This is a genomic window from Pelagibius sp. CAU 1746 (assembly GCF_039839785.1).
Lineage (GTDB): Bacteria > Pseudomonadota > Alphaproteobacteria > Kiloniellales > Kiloniellaceae > Pelagibius.
Genome location: NZ_JBDOQT010000002.1, coordinates 262,511 through 283,545 on the forward strand (window position 1 = coordinate 262,511; position 21,035 = coordinate 283,545).

The 21,035-nt window shown below is 65.8% G+C and carries 16 protein-coding genes; 6 read left to right on the top strand and 10 right to left on the bottom strand.

All coding sequences use genetic code 11. The annotated features are described in order from the left end of the window. Positions 1-109 precede the first annotated feature (109 nt). Positions 110-1,909: an SLC13 family permease gene (locus AAFN88_RS18075; RefSeq protein WP_347521969.1), complete on the bottom strand. Its 1,800-nt coding sequence runs from the start codon at positions 1,907-1,909 to the stop codon at positions 110-112. A gap of 180 nt (positions 1,910-2,089) precedes the next feature. Next, on the bottom strand, positions 2,090-3,901 hold the full coding sequence (locus AAFN88_RS18080; protein WP_347521970.1) for a sensor histidine kinase: 1,812 nt from the start codon (positions 3,899-3,901) through the stop codon (positions 2,090-2,092). 416 nt (positions 3,902-4,317) lie between these two features. On the opposite strand from AAFN88_RS18080, the gene AAFN88_RS18085 reads away from it, so the two are divergent. The 3 genes from AAFN88_RS18085 (at position 4,318) to AAFN88_RS18095 (ending at position 7,480) form a co-directional block, all read left to right on the top strand. Beyond that, positions 4,318-4,785 carry a RidA family protein gene (locus AAFN88_RS18085; RefSeq protein ID WP_347521971.1) on the top strand — a complete coding sequence of 156 codons (468 nt, stop codon included), beginning with the start codon at positions 4,318-4,320 and terminating at the stop codon, positions 4,783-4,785. A gap of 63 nt (positions 4,786-4,848) precedes the next feature. Then, positions 4,849-6,225, top strand: coding sequence for a glutamine synthetase family protein (locus AAFN88_RS18090; protein WP_347521973.1), 1,377 nt, complete (start codon positions 4,849-4,851; stop codon positions 6,223-6,225). A 79-nt stretch (positions 6,226-6,304) separates the two neighbouring features. Then, a complete protein-coding gene (locus AAFN88_RS18095; RefSeq protein WP_347521975.1) occupies positions 6,305-7,480 on the top strand; it encodes a GNAT family N-acetyltransferase in 1,176 nt (391 codons plus the stop codon). Between the two features lie 56 nt (positions 7,481-7,536). Here the strand turns inward: AAFN88_RS18095 and AAFN88_RS18100 are convergent, their stop codons facing one another. Next, a complete protein-coding gene (locus tag AAFN88_RS18100) occupies positions 7,537-8,538 on the bottom strand; it encodes an aldo/keto reductase (RefSeq protein WP_347521976.1) in 1,002 nt (333 codons plus the stop codon). Positions 8,539-8,697: 159 nt separating this feature from the next. On the opposite strand from AAFN88_RS18100, the gene AAFN88_RS18105 reads away from it, so the two are divergent. Then, entirely contained in the window at positions 8,698-9,342 is a 645-nt protein-coding gene (locus tag AAFN88_RS18105) for a peptidoglycan-binding domain-containing protein (protein ID WP_347521977.1), read from the top strand. 24 nt (positions 9,343-9,366) lie between these two features. Here the strand turns inward: AAFN88_RS18105 and AAFN88_RS18110 are convergent, their stop codons facing one another. The 4 genes from AAFN88_RS18110 to AAFN88_RS18125 form a co-directional block, all read right to left on the bottom strand. Next, entirely contained in the window at positions 9,367-10,437 is a 1,071-nt protein-coding gene (locus tag AAFN88_RS18110; protein ID WP_347521979.1) for a HAMP domain-containing sensor histidine kinase, read from the bottom strand. 471 nt (positions 10,438-10,908) lie between these two features. Continuing rightward, on the bottom strand, positions 10,909-13,251 hold the full coding sequence (gene clpA / locus AAFN88_RS18115; protein WP_347521981.1) for an ATP-dependent Clp protease ATP-binding subunit ClpA: 2,343 nt from the start codon (positions 13,249-13,251) through the stop codon (positions 10,909-10,911). Positions 13,252-13,258: 7 nt separating this feature from the next. Next, positions 13,259-13,582 (bottom strand): ATP-dependent Clp protease adapter ClpS, encoded by a 324-nt coding sequence (gene clpS / locus AAFN88_RS18120; protein WP_193368384.1) that lies wholly within the window; start codon positions 13,580-13,582, stop codon positions 13,259-13,261. Positions 13,583-14,010: 428 nt separating this feature from the next. Continuing rightward, positions 14,011-14,649: a phasin family protein gene (locus AAFN88_RS18125; RefSeq protein ID WP_347521982.1), complete on the bottom strand. Its 639-nt coding sequence runs from the start codon at positions 14,647-14,649 to the stop codon at positions 14,011-14,013. Between the two features lie 376 nt (positions 14,650-15,025). Between AAFN88_RS18125 and AAFN88_RS18130 the strand changes: the two genes are divergently transcribed. Next, positions 15,026-15,793, top strand: a complete 768-nt coding sequence (locus AAFN88_RS18130) for a peptidase (RefSeq protein WP_347521984.1) — start codon at positions 15,026-15,028, stop codon at positions 15,791-15,793. 25 nt (positions 15,794-15,818) lie between these two features. Here AAFN88_RS18130 and AAFN88_RS18135 read toward each other — a convergent pair whose 3' ends face one another. Then, positions 15,819-16,544, bottom strand: a complete 726-nt coding sequence (locus AAFN88_RS18135) for a hypothetical protein (RefSeq protein WP_347521985.1) — start codon at positions 16,542-16,544, stop codon at positions 15,819-15,821. Between the two features lie 332 nt (positions 16,545-16,876). On the opposite strand from AAFN88_RS18135, the gene AAFN88_RS18140 reads away from it, so the two are divergent. Next, the gene (locus AAFN88_RS18140; protein ID WP_347521986.1) at positions 16,877-18,154 is read left to right on the top strand and encodes a D-alanyl-D-alanine carboxypeptidase family protein; all 1,278 of its coding nucleotides are present in this window, start codon (positions 16,877-16,879) and stop codon (positions 18,152-18,154) included. Positions 18,155-18,245: 91 nt separating this feature from the next. On the opposite strand, the gene pgmG is transcribed toward AAFN88_RS18140, so the two are convergent. Beyond that, the gene (gene pgmG / locus AAFN88_RS18145) at positions 18,246-19,664 is read right to left on the bottom strand and encodes a phosphoglucomutase/phosphomannomutase PgmG (RefSeq protein WP_347521987.1); all 1,419 of its coding nucleotides are present in this window, start codon (positions 19,662-19,664) and stop codon (positions 18,246-18,248) included. Between the two features lie 2 nt (positions 19,665-19,666). After that, entirely contained in the window at positions 19,667-20,989 is a 1,323-nt protein-coding gene (locus AAFN88_RS18150; protein WP_347521988.1) for a UDP-glucose/GDP-mannose dehydrogenase family protein, read from the bottom strand. Positions 20,990-21,035 lie beyond the last annotated feature (46 nt).

Genomic DNA, 21,035 nt, shown 5'->3' on the forward strand with positions numbered 1-21,035 from the left:
GAGCCTCCTACCTGTATGACTCACGTCTGAGTTCTCCCTGTGAACTTGAAGGGGTGCCCCGCGGCGGCGGCGCACCCCCTTCTTTTTGCCGGCTCGGCCCCGGTCCCGCTTACGACACCGGCCAGAAAATCGGAATGATCATCGTCGCGACCGCCCAGAGGATGACGTTCAGGGGCAGGCCGACTTTGACGAAATCGGCGAAACGATAGCCGCCCGCGCTGTATACGAAGGTGTTGGTCTGGTAGCCGATCGGCGTGGCGAAGGAAGCACTGGCGGCGAACATGACGGCGACGACGAAGGGACGCGGATCGACACCCAGTTGCACGGCAATGCCCGCCGCGATGGGGGTCAATAGGATCGCAGCCGCATTGTTGCTCATGATCTCGGTCAGGATCGAGGTGATCAGGTAAACTGCCGAAAGGACCGCCAGCGGCCCCAGCATCCCTGCGACGATTGCGAGGCTCTGTACGATCGTCAGGGCGGCGCCTGTCTTCTCCATGGCGAGGCCGATGGCCAACATGCCGAAGATCAGCATCAGAATGTTCCAGCGTACGGAGGCATAGGCTTCCTCGGCATCGAGGCATCGCAGGGCAACGACACCCGTGGCCGCAAGAAGCGCCAGGGCAGCAATGGGAAGAAACTCGAAAGCCGAGAGCCCCATGACCAGCAAGACGGCCAAAATCGCAATGGGCGCTTTATCCCGCCTCAGCGGGCGGCCCGTGGGCTGGGTCAGGTTGACCAGCTCCTTGTAGTCGAAGAGGCGTTTCATGCTGTCTGCCGACCCCTCGAGCAGCAACGTGTCGCCCATGCGCAGCCGCACATTGTCGAAGCTGCCGGGCAGGCCCTCGCCACGCCGGTGGATGGCGAGAATGTAAGCGCCATAGAGGCGCCGCAGATTTAGGTCTGCGACCCGGCGGCCGAGAAAACGCGACTGCGGGCCCACCACGCCTTCCATAATGACGGTCTCCCGCGCACCGATCGGCTCGATGGCGTGCACTTCCTTGCGCCCGAAGGCGACGTCGCCCGCCTCTCGAAGCCCCAGCATGTCCCCGACCTTGCTGCGGACAACCACGCGGTCGCCTGGTTGCAGCAGGGCTTCGGCCATGGCCATTCCGAGAGAGCGCTCGTCGCGAATCAAATCAACGACGCGCAAGCCCCGCGCCTCTGAAAAGCCGGCGTCCTTCAAGTGTTTGCCAACGAGAGGGGAATCGAGCGGCACCAGGACGTCTGCCAGAAAATGCCGGTCCTCGGAACGCGGCAGGATATCGGACAGGATTTCCCGATCGGGTAACAGCCAGCGGCCGACCGACACCAGATAGACAATGCCGACAAAGCCCATGATGAGACCGGCTGCCGTGATTTCAAACATCCCGAAGGGCGCCATGCCATGCTCCTGGGCGACACCGTCGACCAGAAGGTTGGTCGATGTCCCGATAAGCGTTGTAGAGCCACCGAAGATGCTGGCGAAGGACAAGGGGATCAGCAGCTTGGAGGGGCGTATGCCCATTGCTTGCGCGAGGCCGATGACGACCGGCGTCAGGATCACCACTACCGGAGTATTGTTGATGAAGGCAGATAGGAGCATCACGCTGCCGAGGAGCACGACCGTCGACAACAGAGGCGTACGCCCGCCAGCGCGGCCGACGGCGCGGCCGAGGCTATCGATCACGCCGGTCCGCTCCAGCGCGGCGCTGAGGACGAACATCGCGGCAATGGTAAAGGGCGCCGGATTGCTGAACACACTCAGCACATCGGCGGTAGAGAGAATTCCGGTGACTAACAGCACGCCGACCGCGCAGAGCGCAACGATGTCAGGCGGCATCCGCTCGCGCACAAAGCCGAAAAAAACCAAGACGACGAGCAGCAGGACGACAGCAATCTGCAGGGCCGGCCAATCAATGAATTGCATGCGCACTCACCTTCTCAGCGTCCACCCCGCCCGGAAACGGCTGCCCGAACCGTTAGCAGTGTCTGGGCCGATTATCACTTGGCGCCAAGTGACAGTCCATCGCCATAAATGTCACTGCGGGAATGCGGGTTCTTGCGGTACAACCGCAGTAGGCGCCTTGTGGGATGGCCCGGCGGAGAGCTAGCCGGTGCGCGCTTCGGCCTTCGTGGAGCGCTCCCTTCGCACCCGCTCCGGCGGCAGGGTGAAGGTGACCGTGGTCCCTCTGCCGACTTCGCTCTCCAGCTTCAGCCTGCCGCCGTGCAAGTCGACGAGCTGATTGACGATGGAAAGGCCCAGGCCGGTGCCCTCCTGCAGCAACGTCCTGTCACCCGCCACCTGCTCGAAAGGATGCAGGACGCGCTCCAAGTCGCACGCGGGGATGCCCATCCCGGTATCGGCGACGAAGATATCGAGCGCCCCATCGGCTACCGGCCGGGCGCCGACGACGATACGCCCGCCCGCCGGCGTATGCCGCACCGCGTTGGACAGCAGATTGATGAGGATCTGGCGCAGAGCCCGGCCGTCGGCCAGGATGACGTGTCCGGCGGCCTCGCTTTCGACCGCGAGATCCAGCCCGCAGTTGGCGCAGTTCTCGCGGAACATGGCGGCACTCTCGTCCAGCGCGTCGACCACCGGGAACCAGTTTTCGTTGAGCTCCACGGCGCCGGCTTCGATGCGCGAGATATCCAGCAGATCGTTGATGAGCGAAAGCAGGTGACGCGCCGACACGCGAATATCCTGCAGGTATTCCTGATAGCGCGCCGAGCCGATCTTGCCGAAGGTCTCCGCCAGGATCACCTCGGAGAAGCCGAGGATGGCGTTCAATGGCGTGCGCAGCTCATGGCTCATGTTCGCCAGAAAGGCGGATTTTGAGCGGTTGGCCTCCTCTGCACGCAGCCGCGCCTCGTGCTCGTCCCGCTTGGAGCGCTCCATCGCCTCGGCCATGACGTTGAAAGAGGTTTGCAGGTCGCGCACCTCCTCCGGCACCAACGCGCCCTCACTCACCGGCGTGCGCGCCTCGGCATTGCCGGCGGCCATGCGCCGGGCGGCCTGGGAAACCGCACGCAGGGGCCGCGTCATGTAGTAAGCCACCAGCACTCCGATGAGCAATGCGACCCCCACGCCGATGGCGACGACGATCAAGGCCGACCGGCTGACCTGCTCCGCCCGGTCGCGCAATTCATCGATCGGCTGCGTCACCAGAACGCCCCAGCCGATCCCCTCGACCCTCGTGTACGCCGCCACCATCTCCGTATTCATCAGCGGTTCGTCGAAGATCGCGACGCCGGCCTCGCCATGCAGGACGGCCTGCACCGGCGCCACACCGGAAAGGTCGTGCATCTCATCGCGCCACGCGCCGTGAGGATGCGCCAGCACCCGCCCGGTCTGGTCGACGATCACGGCGTGTCCCTGCCGGCCGAAGACGATGCTCTGCGCCAGTCCGACAAAGAGGTCCGTGTAGAGCGCACCCACCACCAGCCTGCCGTCATGCTCCATCGCAAGGTAGATGGTCGGCGATCCGTCGGGACCCATCGTTACCGGGCTCATGGCGGCCCCCTCGGCCGGAACGAGGGAGCGAAAAAACTCGAAGGTCTCGGGGGACAGCCTCTCCGGGCAGCGGTTATCGAAGCTGTCGATGCGCAGTGCAATCCGCCGGTCACCGGGATCGAACGCGCAGATATTGCGAAAATTGAGATCCTGCAGCAGGGGTTCCGCGCCGTCCAGATGACCGTGTGCGCCCAGGTTGCTGGTCACAAGACGGAAGGTGGCCACCGCGTCGCGATGGTAGTTCGCCAGGGAAAGCCCCAGAGTCTGCGCGATCAGCAGGTGGCGGTCACGAACGTCTTCCAGTTCGCTGGACATCGATTGGGCGTGGGGCCAGGCCCAGAACAACACGAGCGGGACCACGGTCACCAGACCGAACAGCATCAACAGAAGGTATCGCAGCTTCATGCCCGCTCCCCCCCCAACGGCCCCGCCGGTCAATGCCTCCGGCGTTACGAACAAGGCCGCGCCATTCTGCGTGGCGCCGGCGCTCTCCCTGTTCTTCGGGCCTGTCCGAAATCCCTGCTCAGGGCGCTTACGTAGCGCACAGTATAGAATGCTTTTTCGGGAACTTCTTCCTTTCCTGTCAGCCGCGGGACGATTCTTGGGGTCTCCTTCGCCTCCCGCGACCATGCCGCAGCGCAATGGAAACTGGGAGCTGTGGTCGGCGCCGATCACCCCTCCCGCCGATCAACCCTTCCCGTGGTCCCGGCGCAGACCGGCGAGAAGAGGTCCTCGGCGGGCTTGTAGCCCCTTGGCGCCGGGAGCTATGCTCCCGGCGCTTTTACAACCAGACCATACATGTTTGATGGAGGATCCGCCCTATGGCAGGAGAAGTGGACGCCCGGCTCGCCGAACTGGGGATCGATGTGCCGGAGGCCGCCGCCCCGGTCGCCAACTACGTCGGCTATGTGCAGACCGGAAACCTGGTTTTCATCTCCGGGCAGGTTCCCATCAAGGACGGCAAGTTCCAGTACCAGGGCAAGCTGGGCGAGAGCATGTCGGTGGAGGACGCCCAGGCGGCAGCGCGCCTTTGCGCCATTAACGTCATCGCCCAGGCCAAGGCCGCCTGCGGCGGCGATCTGGACCGGGTGGCGCGGGTGGTCAAACTGACCGGTTTCGTCAACTCGACCGGTGACTTCAACGACCAGCCGAAGGTGGTTAACGGCGCCTCCGACTTCATGGTGGAGGTCTTTGGCGACAAGGGCCGCCATTCCCGCGCCGCCGTCTCCGCCGCCTCCCTGCCCGCCGGCGTCGCCGTCGAGGTCGAGGCCGTGGTGGAAATCAACTAACAGAAACCGGCCGGCGGCCACGCCCCTTGACGGGGCGAACGGCCGCCGGGCCAAATAGAGATCATGCCAGACACAACCAGCAAGCTGCCCGCCGAGGCGGCACAATTCCTCAGCCGCTATCCCGATACCGGCTCTCTCGACGCCATCCTTCCCGACCTTTCCGGCGTGATCCGCGGCAAACGCTATCCCATCGCAGAGCTCGGCCAGGTGATGCGCTCCGGCTTCGCCATCCCCGGGTCGGTCTTCCTGCTCGACACCATGGGCGAGAGCCACGACCCGGACGGGAAGGGCTTTTCCGATGGCGATCCGGACTATCAGGCGAAGGTCGTTCCCGGCAGCCTGCTGCCGGTGCCCTGGGCGCAGCGCCCCCTGGCGCAGGTCATGGTCACGCTGGTCGACGACGACGGCGAACCCTACTACTACGAGCCCCGCAACGTCCTGCGCCGGACCGTCCAGCGCCTGGACGACCTGGGCCTGAAGCCGGTGGTCGCCTTCGAGCTGGAATTCTACCTGATCGACCGTGAGCGTCTGCCCGGCGGCGAGCCGCAACCACCTCTCTCTCCAGCGACCGGCCGCCGCGACGTCCACACCCAGGTCTACGGCATGAAGACCCTGGATGCCTACGACGCCATGCTGGACGACATCACCAAGGCCTGCGAGATCCAGGAGGTCCCCACCGGCGCCATGACGGCGGAATACGCCGCCGGGCAGTTCGAGATCAACCTGGAGCATGTCGACGACCCGCTGCAGGCGGCCGACGACTGCGTCCTGTTCAAGCGCATTGTGCAGGGCGTGGCGCAGAAGCACGGCTTCCAGGCCACCTTCATGGCCAAGCCCTACCTCGAGCGTGCCGGCAACGGCATGCACATCCACGTCAGCCTGCTGGACAAGAACGGGCGCAACGTTTTCGACGGCGGCGAAGCTGTCGCCAGCGACACCCTGCGCCACGCCATCGGCGGCGTGCTGGAGGTCATGCCGGAGTCCATGGCCTTCCTGGCGCCCAACATCAATTCCTACCGGCGCTACCTGCCGGACATCTTCGTACCGACTCAGCGGAGCTGGGGTTTCGAGAACCGCTCGGTCGCCCTGCGCATCCCGGCCGGCGGCGGCGACGCCCGGCGCATCGAACACCGCATGGCCGGCGCCGACGCCAACCCCTACTTGGTGCTCGCCACCATGCTGGCCGGCATCCACAAAGGGATTACCGGGAAGATCGACCCGGGCGAGCCCTGGGACGGCAATGCGGCGGAGGAATACGACGAGTCGCTGCCCTTCCGGCCGCGCCGCGCGCTCGAAAATCTGACCGAGGGTTGCGGCCTGGCCGACTACATGGGCGCCGATTATCTGCGGGCCTACGCCGCCTGCAAGGAAGCCGAACTCGACAGCTTCGAGTCCCAGATTTCTCCCCTGGAGTACGCCTGGTTCCTGCAGGCCGATTGAGGCATACCCCTTGTCAGGCGCGTGATCGGAGTCATCTCATAGATTAAGGTGGCGAACGAAGACGGGCGGAAGGGACCGGATGCCGGACGGAAGCGACAGCCTGGCGGTCAAGGCGGTGAGCAGGATTGCCGAAGTGCCGGCGCCCGACTGGGACGCCTGCGCCGGCGGCAATCCTTTCGTCAGCCACGCTTTCCTGGACGCGCTGGAGCAAAGCGGCTCGGCCACCGCAGACAGCGGCTGGCTGCCGCAGCACCTGGTGCTGGAAAACCCCTCAGGCAGGCCAGGGAACAGTCTCTTGGGCTGCGTGCCGCTCTACCTCAAGAGCCATTCCTACGGCGAGTACGTCTTCGACTGGAACTGGGCCGACGCCTACGAGCGTGCCGGCGGCCGCTACTATCCGAAGCTGCAGTGCTCGGTGCCCTTCACCCCGGCGACGGGACCGCGCCTGCTGGTCAACCCCGGCGCCAACCGGCAAGAGGTCATGACCGGCCTGGTCGCGGCCATGCTGGAGTTGGCGCGGCGTCACCAGGTCTCCTCCCTGCACATCACCTTTCCCCCCAAGGCGCAGTTCGACGCCCTGGGCGATTTCGGCCTGCTGCAGCGCCTGGGCGTGCAATATCACTGGCGCAACCGCGGCTACGGCACCTTCGACGACTTCCTGGCGGACCTCGCCTCGCGCAAGCGCAAGGCCATCAAGAAGGAACGCCGCAAGGTGGCGGAGAGCGGCATCCGCCTGCGGCCCTTGAGCGGCGCGGAGATCGAGCCGCGCCATTGGGACGCCTTCTTCGAGTTCTACATGGCCACCGCCGACCGCAAGTGGGGCCAGCCCTATCTGACGCGCGAGTTCTTCCACCTGCTGGGCGAGCGCCTGGCCGACCAGGTGGTGCTGGTCATGGCCGACTACGAGGGCGAACTGGTGGCCGGCGCCCTGAACCTGAAGTCCGGCGACACCCTCTACGGGCGCAACTGGGGCTGCCTGGAGCGCTTCAAGTTCCTGCACTTCGAGACCTGCTACTACCAGGCCATCGACTACGCCATCGCCCAGGGCCTGGAGTGGGTCGAGGCCGGCGCCCAGGGCGAACACAAGATCCAGCGCGGCTACCTGCCGAGGCCGACCTACAGCGCCCACTGGATCGCCGACCCCAACTTCAGCCACGCCGTCGAGGAGTTCCTGGCGCGCGAGCGCGACGCCATCCGGCACGAGATCGACTACCTGAGTGAGCACAGCCCCTTCAAGGACGGCCCTACGCCGTGACGCCGCATTCTCTGCCGTTCACCCTTCTTTTTCGGCGCTTGGCAGGGTGAAGGCGGTCAGCAGTAGCGCTCCGGTCCGACCCACTGCGCCTCGTTGTAGCGGTCGCCGTGGGCCCAGCCGACGGGCAGCGTTTCCTCGATGCGGGCCATGTCGGCCTGCGACAGCTCCAGCGCGCCGCCGGCGGCCAGTTCCTTCAGGTGACCGACCGAACGGGTGCCGGGAATGGCGATCACCGCCGGGCTGACATGCAGCAGCCAGGCGATGCTGAGCGCGGCGGCGCTGGTCCCCATCTCCGCCGCCAGGGCGCGGAAAGCAGCGGTGATCTTCAGGTTGACCGAGAAATTGGGCTCCTGGAAGCGTGGGTTGCCCTTCAGGAAGCCGGACTCGGCGACGCTCCCGGCGGTCGGCGGCGCGTCGGTCAGCAGGCCGCGGCCGACGGGCGAAAAGGCGACCAGGCTGGTGCCCAAGGCCTCGCAGGTCTGCACCAGGCCCAGCTCCGGCGAACGGGTGGACAGTGAGTACTCCGACTGCACGGCGGTCACCGGATGCACCATGGCGGCGCGGCGCAGCGAGGAGGGCGCGATCTCGGAAAACCCGATACCGCGCGTCTTGCCCGCCTTGACGAAGCCGGCCAGGGTCTCCGCCACCTCTTCGATGGGGAGACCCGGGTCGCGGCGGTGAACGTAGAAGAGGTCGACACAATCCACGCCCAGCTTCTTCAGGCTGGCGTCCAGCTCCGCCTCCAGATGGGCAGCGGAATTGTCGAAGCCGCGCCGCCCCTCGGCATCCCGCTTGATCGAAGCCTTGGTGGCGATGCGGAACAGCCCTTCCCTGGCCCTGCCCTGCTTGGCCAGGAAGCTGCCGATGACCTTCTCCGACAGGCCCATGCCGTAGACGTTGGCCGTATCGATATGATCTATGCCATGGTCCAGCGCCGCGGTCAGAACTGCGTGGGAGGCTTCTTCGGTTGTCGGCCCGTAGAAATCCGTGAACGACATGGCACCGACCCCGACGGCCGAGACCCGGGGCCCGCCGGGGCCGAGTATCCGCTTCTGCATAATCGCAACCGCCTCCCGCTTATCCTGTCCGCCGACAATTTACCTCAAGGAGAATCGTGCTCAACCTGGAACAATAGTGCCCTCTTCCCTGACGGCAGGCCCTGGGGATGATCCGGGGGCCGTCTTCGTAGAATCCCGCAGAGAACGCGGAGGAGTAGAATGACCCGAAATCGCTGGCTCCAAGGCGCCTTGGCCGCCTTGCTTGTTTTTCATGTCGCAGGCGCGGTGGCGCCCCCCCGGGCCGCTCAAGCGGCGACCCAGCTTGAAACCGCCTATGTGCGGGGCGTCCAGAAGGAGCTGCTGGCCCACGGCTACCATCCGGGGCCGGTCGACGGCATCGCCGGACGGCAGACCCGCGCGGCGGTGCGCGCCTACCAGCGCGACGCCGGCCTGCCGGCCGACGGCGTCGCCGGCAAGCGTCTGCTCGATCACCTGAAATTCGCCCAGCCGAAGACCTATGCCTTCGGTCAGCCGGTCATGGGTCACGTCCTGGACCTGCAGCGCGAGCTGGCCAAGCGCAACTATTACCTCGGCCCGCACGACGGCCTGGCCGGGCCGCAGACCTATGACGCCCTCAGGCGCTTCCAGGCGGATGCGGGGCTGCCCCGCGACGACCGCATCGACGGTATTCTGGTGCAGAAGGTCCGCGACGCCCCGGCGGAGGTCGAGGCAGACCTCGAGGCGCGGCCCTACGATTGGCGGCCGCAGCAATCGATGACGGTCACCCCGCCCGCCGCGCCGAAACCGAAGGCCGCGCCGCGGGCGGAGGACAAGCACCCGGCACCCGACTTTTCCGATACATGAAACTCAGGAAACGGCCTGTCGCTCTCAGCCGTTCGGCATGACCCTGCTGGCCTCGGCCGTCTCGACCGCCGGGCCGCAGTCGCCATGCCGCGGCAGCACGACGGTGGCCGTCGTCCCCTTGCCGACCGCGGAAGCGAGCAACAGGCTGCCGCCGTGGAGACCGACCAGGGACTTGACGATGGACAGTCCCAGGCCGACGCCCTCGTGGCTGCGCGCCAGGCTGTTCTCGATCTGATTGAAGGGCTGCAGGGCCAGCTCGATATCTTCCGAGGCCATGCCCACGCCCTCGTCGATCACCTTGATCACCGTGTTGTCGCCCTCGAGCCGCGCCTGCAGCGTCACGGTCGCCTCGGGGGGCGAGAACTTGACCGCGTTTCCGACCAGATTGATCAGAATCTGTTTCAGTCGCTTGCCGTCCGCGGCCACGAGGGGCAAATCCTCGGGAACGTCGCTCACCAGCCGGATCTTCCCCTTCTCCGCGCGCGGGCCCAGCAGCTTCAGACAAGCCAGGGACAAGGCGCGCAGATCCAGCATCTCCAGGTCGAGGGTCAGCTTGCCGGCGACGATCCGCGTCACATCCAGGATATCGTCGACCATGGCCAGCAGGTGCTCCCCGCTTTCCCGGATGTTGGTCGCATAACCGGCGTAGCGGGCGTCGATCGGACCGATGATCCCGCACTCGATAAGCTGCGCATAACCGTTGATGGCATTGAGCGGCGTGCGCAATTCGTGGCTGAGCCCGGCCAGAAACGCCGACTTCGCCTTGTCCGCCTTCTTCGCTTCCTCCAGGGCCTCGCCCAATTCGACCGAAAGCGCCTGGATCTTGCGTTTGTCCTTCAGCTCCACCGCCCAGCGCCGCGCCACGAACGCGAAGCCGGTGACGCCCATGCTGCAGAGAGCCATGACCACCTCATCCAGCTCCCAATTCTCATGATCGCGGGAATAGGCGTAGAAGCTCTCGAAGGCGTCGAAGGACAGCAAAATCGTCAGTAGAACGACGAAGACCACGGCGAAGATGGCAAGCTCGGCCATGATCCCGCTGCGCCAGCGCTGACGGAAGCTACGGAACCAACCTGCTGCCCCAGCTGCTTTCATTTCTCGCAAAGTCCAGTCTGACACTCGCCGCCTGTGCCGCAATGCGGCGATCAGCGGGACGATGGGCGCGGGCATCTACCTTCATGGACCGACGGCTTGCCCAGGAAGGCGAGCCAAATAGGGCCGTAAACAGCAACTCCCACCTTTCCGGACACTACTCCGGACGCGTTAAGGAGTGCTGAAAAAACCATACCTTATGAGCCGTTTTGCAGTGTTTCCCTTATCTCTGGCTGCCGGAAAGGTTGAACGTCCGGCGGTCAAACTCAACATCGCGGCAGCACCCGGTTATACACGGTTGCAAACCCGCCCCTCCTTCAACCCCCGTCGGCTCTCACCGCCAACTCCCGGCTGCGGCAAAAAAGGGACCTTCCCGCAAATGTCGATGATGCAGCCACTAGCCGGCGGATGGAAACAAGAAAAAGCCCGGCACCAGGTGGTGCCGGGCTCTCGCCAGATCCATGGAGGCAGCCCTCAGTCGGCCAGCGCGGCTTCGCTCTTGCGCTTGCCGCCGCCTTTGGGCCCCTTCTTCGGGCCGCCCTTGCCTTTGCCCTTGGGGGCGGCGCCTTCGGGATAGGTGAAGGTCGGCAGGCCGTCCTCGACGTCGACGCGCACCACGCCGCCCTTGGCCAGCTTGCCGAACAGCAGCTCCTCGGCCAGGGGCTTCTTGATGTTCTCCTGGATCACGCGGGCCAGCGGACGGGCGCCGAACTGCTTGTCGTATCCCTTCTGGGCCAGCCAGTCGCGCGCAGCGTCGGTCAGTTCGATGGTGACCTGACGGTCGGCGAGCTGCGCTTCGAGCTGCATGACGAACTTGTCGACCACGCGGGAGACCACCTCCTCCGAGAGGTGCGTGAAGGGGATGATCGCATCCAGGCGGTTACGGAACTCCGGGGTGAACAGCTTGTTGATCGCCTCGGTGTCGTCGCCGGTGCGCACATCGCGGGCAAAGCCGATGACCGGCTTGGCCATGTCGGCGGCCCCCGCGTTGGTGGTCATGATCAGGATGACGTTGCGGAAGTCGACCGTCTTGCCGTTGTGGTCGGTCATCTTCCCGTAGTCCATGACCTGCAACAGGATGTTGAAGAGGTCCGGGTGGGCCTTTTCGATCTCGTCCAGCAGCAGCACGCAGTGCGGATGCTGGTCGACCGCGTCGGTCAGCAGGCCGCCCTGGTCGAAGCCGACGTAGCCCGGCGGCGCGCCGATGAGGCGCGAGACGGAGTGGCGCTCCATGTACTCGGACATGTCGAAGCGGGTCAGCTCGACGCCCAGGGAGTGCGCCAACTGGCGCGCCACCTCGGTCTTGCCGACGCCGGTGGGGCCGGAGAAAAGGTAGCTGCCGATCGGCTTTTCGGGCTCGCGCAGCCCGGCACGGGCCAGCTTGATCGCGGCCGAGAGCGCGCTCACCGCCTGATCCTGGCCGAAGACCATGGTCTTCAGGTCGCGCTCCAGATTCATCAGCGCGGCACGGTCGTCCTTGGAGACGCTTTTCGGGGGGATGCGGGCCATCTTGGCCACCACCGCCTCGACGTCCTTCACGCCGACCGACTTCTTGCGCTTTGATTCCGGCAGCAGCATCTGCGAGGCGCCGACCTCGTCAATCACGTCGATGGCCTTGTCGGGCAGCTTGCGGTCGCCGATGTAGCGCGCCGAGAGCTCCACCGCCGTGCGGATCGCCTCGTTGGTGAAGCGCACGTGGTGATGATCCTCGTAGTAAGGCTTCAAGCCGCGCAGGATCTTCACCGTATCCTCGATGGAAGGCTCGACGATGTCGATCTTCTGGAAGCGGCGCACCAGCGCGCGGTCCTTCTCGAAGTAGCTGCGGTATTCCTTGTAGGTGGTCGAGCCGATGCAGCGCAGCAGGCCGCTCTGCAGCGCCGGCTTCAGCAGGTTGGAGGCATCCATGGCCCCGCCCGAGGTGGCGCCGGCGCCGATCACCGTGTGAATCTCGTCGATGAAGAGAATGGCGTTTTCCTGGGCCTCGATCTCCGAGACCACGGCCTTCAGGCGCTCCTCGAAATCGCCGCGGTAACGGGTGCCGGCCAGCAGCGCGCCCATGTCGAGCGCGAAGATGGTGGCGTCGTTCAGCACTGCCGGCACGTCGCCGTCGACGATACGCCGGGCCAGGCCCTCGGCGATGGCGGTCTTGCCGACGCCCGGATCTCCCACGTAGAGCGGGTTGTTCTTGGTGCGCCGGCAGAGCACCTGGATGGTGCGGTCGATCTCGTCGGCACGGCCGATCAGCGGGTCGATGCGGCCGTCGCGCGCCTTGCGGTTCAGGTCGACGCAGTAGGCGTCCAGCGCCTCGCGGCCCTTGCGCACCACCTTCTCGGCATCGGCCTCCTCGTCGGCGCCTTCGACGGTACGGCTCTCCTCGTGCCCCTTGGCCTTGGCGATGCCGTGGGAGATGTAGTTCACCGCGTCGAGGCGCGTCATTTCCTGCTCCTGCAGGTAATAGACGGCGTGGCTCTCGCGTTCCGAGAACATGGCGACCAGCACGTTGGCGCCGGTCACTTCCTCGCGGCCCGAGGACTGTACGTGGATGGCGGCGCGCTGCAACACCCGCTGGAAGCCGGCGGTCGGTTTGGCGTCGCCCAACTGGGCGGTGATCAGGCTGGACAGCTCGTTGTCGATGTAGTCCAGGATGTCGGCGCGCAGGCGCTCCAGATCCACCGAGCAGGCCCGCAGCACGGACATGGCGTCGGGGTCGTCGACCAGCGCCAGGAGCAGATGTTCAAGCGTCGCGTATTCGTGGCGCCGTTCGTTGGCACCCGCCAGGGCACGGTGAAGCGTCTGCTCTAAGTTGGCCGATAGCATCCGGGCTCTATTCCTTCTCTAGGGTGCATTGAAGAGGGTGCTGGTGCTGCCGGGCATAGTCAATGACTTGTGTGACCTTGGTCTCGGCAACCTCGTAGGTAAAGACCCCGCAGACGCCCACGCCACGCTGGTGGACGTGCAGCATGATGCGGGTGGCTTCCTCGCGATTCTTGCTGAAGAACTGCTCAAGCACATGAACGACGAACTCCATCGGAGTGTAGTCATCGTTCAACATCAGAACCTTGTACATCGACGGCTTTTTCGTCTTCGGCTTCGTCTTGACGATGATGCCTGTCGATGTGCCGCCGTCGTTCTGCTTGTCGTCACTCATTGTACTGCACTGAACCTGATACATAACCTTTGAACGCTGGCCCCGGCCCGGGCGTCCGGCTGCCGGGGGAACGGGCCACGACGGCCCCTGCTCCTACAATCATATTGGATGATTTCACGACCGTAAAAGACCCCGCAGAAATTGACCGCGAAATGCACTCCCGGCCCGCCGGCACTGGCTGCGTCGCTCTCTTTGCCGGGCCTCGGCGGTACCGAACCGCCGCATCCGGAATCGGATGCGGCCAAGGATATCAACAATATGCCATGAGGACGCGCCGTGCCGAAGAGGCACTTACGACATAGGTACTTGATCCTATTCTCCGCGGAGGCCGTAACGAAAAAAAAGGCCGGCGCGATTGCGCCAGCCCTTTCTCCATCGGATTTTGACGCCAGCGGGGGCTCCCAAGCCGCTCCGCCGGGGCAGCCGGCTCACGCGGCCAGCGGCTTCAACAGCTTTTCGACATTGGCATTCAGGCGCGCCTGGATCGGCTCGAGGGTCTCGTTCGCCAGCGTCATCGACAGCTCGGTCAGCTTGGCGCTTTCGGCCACCAAAGAGTCCAAGCCGCTGCGCGACATATCGGACTGCAGGTCGATCAGCTCGCGCACGGTCTTGGCGCCGAACAAGGCCTGGGCATTGGCCACCCCGATGTCGACGCTGGTCTGGGCAAAGCTCATCAGTTCCTTGCCCATGGCCTCCACGCCCTTGGCGAAGAGGGTGCTGGACTGCATGTAGGCATCGATATTGTCCTTACCCAGGGCGGCGACTTCGTCATAGCCCTGGAACACGCTGCCGGAGGCTTTTTCCACCTGCTCCTGGAACAAGGCGACGGTCTGCTCGTAGCTCTTGCCGGCGGCCTGGGTGCCGGCCTTGACGACGGCTTCCATGGTTTCCACGCCGAGGGGCTCAAGGGTGTCCTGAAGCCGCGGCGTCGCTGCCGCGGCGGGCTTGCCCGCGTTCGATTTGGCCGCAGCCGCTTTGGCTGCGGGGGCTTTGGGCGCGGGGGCTTTGGCTGCAGGGGCCTTCCCGGCTGCCTTGGCGGTCTTGGTAGGGGTCTTCTTGGTGGCCATCGGAGATATCTCCTGGTCTGGTCTCGCTGGTGAACGGGGGAGGTAAAACACCCAAGCTGACGCTTGCCGGGGCGGCGCCGCTTCCGGCGGCCGCCAGCGGAGGCACGACGCGCTGCCTGCTGAGGCCATCCGCTTTTTGTTGCGATGCAACATATAGTCACGATGCATTATTCCCGGCGCCCAAGTCAAGGGATTTTTGTGCACCGCAACATAAGCGAGAGGGCGCGGCAATGCGCCGTTCGCGCGGCCCCGCCGCCCCTCCGGCCGGCGCCTTCGCGGCAGGTGCACGGCGCTCTTGCTGGCCCTCCGGGGCTCTGCCAGTATCGCTGCGCAGTTCGCCCCCCCCCGACCTCGTCAGATTCACCGTGGACACCGCATGACCTATTGCCTGGGTATCAAGATCAACGAAGGACTTGTCTGTCTGGCCGACGGACGCATCACCAGCGGCAATCAGGTCACCAACGCCCAGAAATTGACCATGCTCGGCAGCGGCAACGCCCAGTTCGCGGTCATGACGTCGGGCCTGCGCTCCTTGCGCGACAAGACCCTGGCCTATCTCGAGCGCGACATGCGCAAGAGCCACCCCAGCGGCTTCGCCACCCTGCTGGATGCAGTGACCGCCTACTGCCGCTGCCTGCGCCAGGTGGCCAAGGAAGACCGCGAGCAGTTGGAAGGCTCCGATCTGGCCTTCAACCTGCACACCCTGATGGCGGGGGCGCTGCCCGACGACGGCGAACCCAGCATTTTCCTGGTCTATCCGGAGGGAAATTGGATCGAGGTCGACCATCGCACGCCCTATCTTTCGATCGGCGCCACCGCCTACGGCAAGCCGATCCTGGACCGGGCGCTGACCTACGACACGGCCATGGCCACCGCCTTGAAGCTCGCCTATCTGTCGTTCGATTCCTCGCGCTTCTCCTCCGCCGACGTTGGCTTTCCCATCGACCTGGCCACCTTCAGCGGCACCGAGGCGCGCTGGCGCAAGGCTCACTACGACTATGACGACCTGCGCGACCAGCGCATCTGGTGGAACGAGCACATCAAGAAGCTGGCCGTCGATATGCCGGACGGGCCCTGGGCGAACGAACTGCGGCCCGGCGCCAACACGGCCCACCTGACCGTCGTTTCCGAAGACAAGAGCTGACCTGCGCCGAACCTCGCCGGCAACGCTACGAGCCCTGCTGGCCGACCAAGCCGTTCTCGCCGACCTTCACGTTGAAGAAGCTGCCTGTCTCGTCGGTGCTGTGGCGGACCCGCGGCACGTTGGCCTTGGCCGCCTCGGTGGAGGGCACGGCGACCGGCGCGCGCACCGCCAGGCCGGTCCGGTCAAGGGAGAACAGCAGTTCGTCGAAGGTCACCGCCTCGTAGCGTTCGGAGGGAAAGCGCCAGGCGTTGAAGAAAAACTGCCCGCCACGGCAAAGACTGGATACCCAGTAGGTCTCCTTGGAAAACATTTGCAGCCCGCTGGGCGCGGGCCCGAAGGCCCCGCTTGCCTGCAGCGCCGCGTCCAGGCGCTCGACCTGCTCCCGGCTCAAAGGCGTCACGCTCTTGGTCCAGCGCGCCCAGGCCAGGGGGTCCGAGAGGCGAAACTGGCTGAGGCGCAGGCCGCTCGGCCCTTGCACGCGGGTGATCAGCGACGCTCCCTGGGCGCCCTGGTCGGCCACCTCGTAGCTGCGGATCTGTTCGTTGTAGTCGGAGTTATAGACCAGGCGATAGCGCAGTCCGCTGCCTTCGGCGCAGCTCGCGCGGATATCGTCGCCGTTCAGGTAGCTGAACCAGGTGGCCTTGAGCGTCACCGGGTCGTCGATGCCGCCCTGGTAGGTGCAGGCGGCCGGCAGAACGCCGAGAAATAAGGCCAGAGCGCCGGCGGCGCCACGGACAACTCTGAATTTCACGTCTCTCGCTCTCTTTCGATCGGCCGCCGCCCAGCGATGATCCTCCCGCCAGGCGGCAGGAGGCGCCGCAGCCGATTGCCGCCAATGCGTGGGGCCACCCGGCAATCGTGGTTAGCGGCGGGCTAACGCCTGCCACGATGCCCCCGTAATGCCCTGAATTGAAGATATTTTAACTACATTGTAATCGCTGCCCCATTACACTGGACAGAGAATCACGCAATGCCTTAGAATCGATAAGGTTTTCGGGGGATTGCCAAAATCATTTTAGTGAAATCCGGATAACGTTTCACACCGCGCCGCCGACCGACCAATCGACTGCAAAGCGAGTTCCGATGTTCCGAAAGATCGCGCTGCTGTTCTTCACTCTTTCGACCGTAGCGGGATGGACGACGCTGGCGCCCTCTGAGGCGGCGGCGCGCTACGCGTCGATCGTGGTGGATGCCGACACCGGGCAGGTTCTGCACGCGGTGAACGCGGACACGCGCAACTACCCGGCCTCGCTCACCAAGATGATGACCCTCTACATGGTCTTCGAGGCGCTGGAGAACGGCTCCCTGAAGCTGGATCAGCGGCTCCCGGTGTCCAAGCGGGCCAGCGGCATGCCTCCGTCCAAACTGGGGCTGAAGCGCGGCCAGACCATCAGCGTCGAGGACGCCATTCTGGCGCTGACCACCAAATCGGCCAACGACGTCGCCGTGGTGGTGGCCGAGGCGCTGGCCGGCAAGGAGACCACCTTCGCCAAGAATATGACGGAGAGAGCCCGGAAGATCGGCATGAGCCGCACCACCTTCCGAAACGCCTCCGGACTGCCCAACCGCGGACAGAAGAGCACGGCGCGCGACATGGTGCGCCTGGCCAAGGCCTTGATGGACGACTTCCCGCAGTACTACCACTACTTCTCGACGCGCCACTTTACCTACAACGGCCGCACCTACCGCAATCACAACAAGCTGCTGAAGAACTACTCCGGCACCGACGGCATCAAGACCGGCTACACCCGGGCCTCCGGGTTCAACCTGGTCAGCTCGGTCGAGCGCGACGGGCGCCGGGTCATCGCCGTGGTCTTCGGCGGCAAGACATCGCGCTCGCGCGACCGCCACATGGTCAAGCTGCTCGACCGCGGCTTCACCAAGATGGCTTCCATGGGCGTGAAGACGATCCCCAGGGTGCCGGGGCGCAACCCCTTCCAGAACCCGGCCCCGCCGACGATCGTGGCCGCGGCGGAGCCGCAGCAGGCGACGCCGGAACTGACCCGCAAGCAGCCGGCCAAGCCGGTTGCCGCCAGCTCCCAGATCGCCACCACCGATGCCGGCGACATGCCGGCGGAGGCAGGCGAGCTGGTGACCAGCGACTGGACCGTGCAGGTCGGCGCTTTCAGCCGCTTCCGTTCGGCCCACGACAGCGCCAAGGCAGCCATGGCCGCCGCGCCGAACGCCCTGCAGGATGCCAAGGTGGCGATCGAGCGGATCGACTCGGCCTCCACCGGCACGCTCTACCGCTCACAGTTGACCGGGCTCTACGAGCGGCAGGCCCGCAACGCCTGCCAGGAGCTGATCGCCGCGGAGATGAACTGCGTGGTGATCCAGCCGATGGCGCAGGGGTCGAACTAAAACCTTCGAAGCAGCGTGTTCGTATCGGGCCGGTCGGACCGCAATGGTCGAGCCGACCCTCCTTCCCGAAAGCTTTCTCTGAACGCAGGCCTCAGAACGCCGGCGGCTCCAAGCCCCTGATCCGCAGCTCCTCGGCCAAGCGGTCGGTCAGCGCCTTGAGACGGGGGGCGTCGGGCGCCTCGCAGCGCAGCGTCAGGGCATCCTCGGTATTGGAGGCGCGCAGCAGCCACCATCCGCCGCCCTCGCGGACCCTGACGCCGTCGATGTCGATCACCTCGGCCCCTCTGGCACGGACGCGCGCCTTGACCTCGGCCACCACCGCCTGCTTGCGGGCGTCCGGACAGGGCACGCGCAGCTCCGGCGTGTTGACCAGCGGCGGCAAGGAATCGCGGAACTCCGCCAAGGTCTCCTCCCCCGACTGCAGGATCGACAGCACCCGCACGGCGGCGTAGAGCCCATCGTCGTAGCCGTCGAAGCCGTCGGCGAAGACGAAGTGGGCGGCCATCTCGCCGGCGAAGGGCGCCCCGAGTTCCTTCATCTTGGCCTTGATCACCGAATGGCCGGTCTTCCACATCAGCGGCCGCCCCCCCGCGGCGGCGATGGCCTCAAAGACCGTGTCGCTGCATTTCACGTCGCCGATAATGGTGGCGCCGGGATGGCGCTTCAGGACGTCGCGGGCCAGGAACAGGAGGATCTGGTCGCCCCAGACGACGCGGGCCCGGGAGTCGACCAGGCCCAGGCGGTCGCCGTCGCCGTCGAAGGCGATACCCAGGTCGCAGCCCTCGCGCAGCACCACCTCCTGAAGCTGCTTCAGGTTCTCCGCCACGGTTGGATCGGGGTGATGATTGGGAAAGTCGCCGTCGATGGTCTCGTTCAGCAGGAAGTGCTCGCCCGGCAGGCGCTGCGTCAGCGCGGCCATGGCCTCGCCCATGGCGCCGTTGCCGGCGTCCCAGGCCACCTTCAGGCGCTTGCCGCCGGCGACGTCCTGCAGGATGCGCTCCACGTAAGCATCGAAGACGGAAATCCCGCGGACTTCGCCGTCGCCGCTGTCGTAGTCTGCGGCGGCCGCCAGCCGGCCCAGCTCCTGGATATCCGGGCCGAAGACCGAGGCCTTGTCGAGAACGAACTTGAACCCGTTGAAATCCGGCGGGTTATGGGAGCCGGTGATCATCACGCCGCCGTCGAAGTCCAGGGTGTAGGCGGCAAAGTAGAGCATGGGCGTCGGGCCGCGCCCGATCGTCGCGACTCTCAGCCCGCAGGCCGCCAGTCCGGCGGCCAGCGCCGCGGCCAGATCGGGCGAGGAATGGCGGCCGTCGTAGCCGACCGCCAGCGCCCTGGCCCCGCGCCGCCGGGCGAAAGTTCCGAAGGCGCGGCCCAGGGCATAGGCGTCGGCCGCGGTGATGCTTTCGCCGACGATGCCGCGCACGTCGTACTCGCGCAGCACCGTCGGATCGAAGCGGTGCGGCGCCGCGGGATCGACCGCCCGCGGATCGAACGGCGCGGCCCGCATGGCTAGCTACCCGGGCGGGTCAGCGGCCGGCCGACCGAGCTGTAGCGGAACCCGGCGGCGGTCATGTCGGCCGGATCGTAAACGTTGCGCAGGTCCACCATGACCGGCGCCTTCATGACGTCCTTGATGCGGTCCATGTCCAGGGCACGGAATTCGTTCCACTCCGTCAGGATGGCCACGGCGTCGGCGCCGGCCATGGCCTCGTAGGCGGAACCGCACCAGCGCACGCCGGGCAGCAGCGGCTCGGCCTGTTCCCTGCCCTCGGGGTCGAAGGCCTGCACCTGCGCGCCCGCCGCGATCAGGGCCGGGACGATCTCCAGGCTCGGCGCGTCGCGCATGTCGTCGGTGTTGGGCTTGAAGGTCACGCCCAGGATGGCCACGGTCTTGTCCGCGACCGAGCCGCCGCAGGCCTCGACGATGCGGCCCGCCATGGCCTTCTTGCGCTTGTCGTTGATGTCGGCGACCGTCTCGACGATGCGCACCGGCGCGCCGGCCTTCTGCGCCGTGTGCACCAGGGCCAGGGTGTCCTTGGGAAAGCAGGAGCCGCCGTAGCCCGGCCCGGGGTGCAGGAACTTGCGCCCGATGCGCCCGTCCAGGCCGATGCCGCGGGCCACGTCGTGCACGTTGGCGCCGACCTTCTCGCAGAGGTCGGCGATCTCGTTGATGAAGGTGATCTTGGTGGCCAGAAAGGCGTTGCCCGCGTACTTGGTCAGCTCCGCCGTCTCCAGCGTGGTGAAGAGGATCGGCGTCTCGATGAGATAGAGGACGCGGTAGAGCTCGCGCATGACCTCCTGCGCGCGCTCGGTCTCGGCGCCGATGATCACGCGGTCGGGGCGCATGAAGTCGTTGATCGCCGCACCCTCGCGCAGGAACTCCGGGTTGGAGACAACGTCGAAGTCGGCCTGCGGATTGGTCTCGCGGATGATGCGCTCGACCTCACGGCCGGTGCCCACGGGGACCGTCGACTTGTTTACCACGATGGTATAGCCCTTCAGCGCCGCCGCCACCTCGCGCACCGCATCGTAGACGTAGGAGAGATCGGCTTCGCCGCCGGTGCGCCCGGTCGGCGTGCCCACGGCGATGAACACCGCTTCGGCCTCGGCCACGGCCTTGGCCAGGTCGGTGGTGAAACTCAGGCGGCCGGCCTTGCGGTTGTTGGCCACCAGCACGTCGAGGCCGGGCTCGAAGATAGGGATCTCACCCTTTTCCAGGCGCGCGATCTTGTCGGCGTCCTTGTCGATACAGACGACCTCGGTGCCGAACTCCGAGAAGCAGGCTCCCGAGACAAGCCCGACATAGCCGGTGCCGACCATTGCAATGCGCATAAAGCGTTCTCCAGCAGACCTCTCGCGGCGGCCGCGCGGGCCGCCG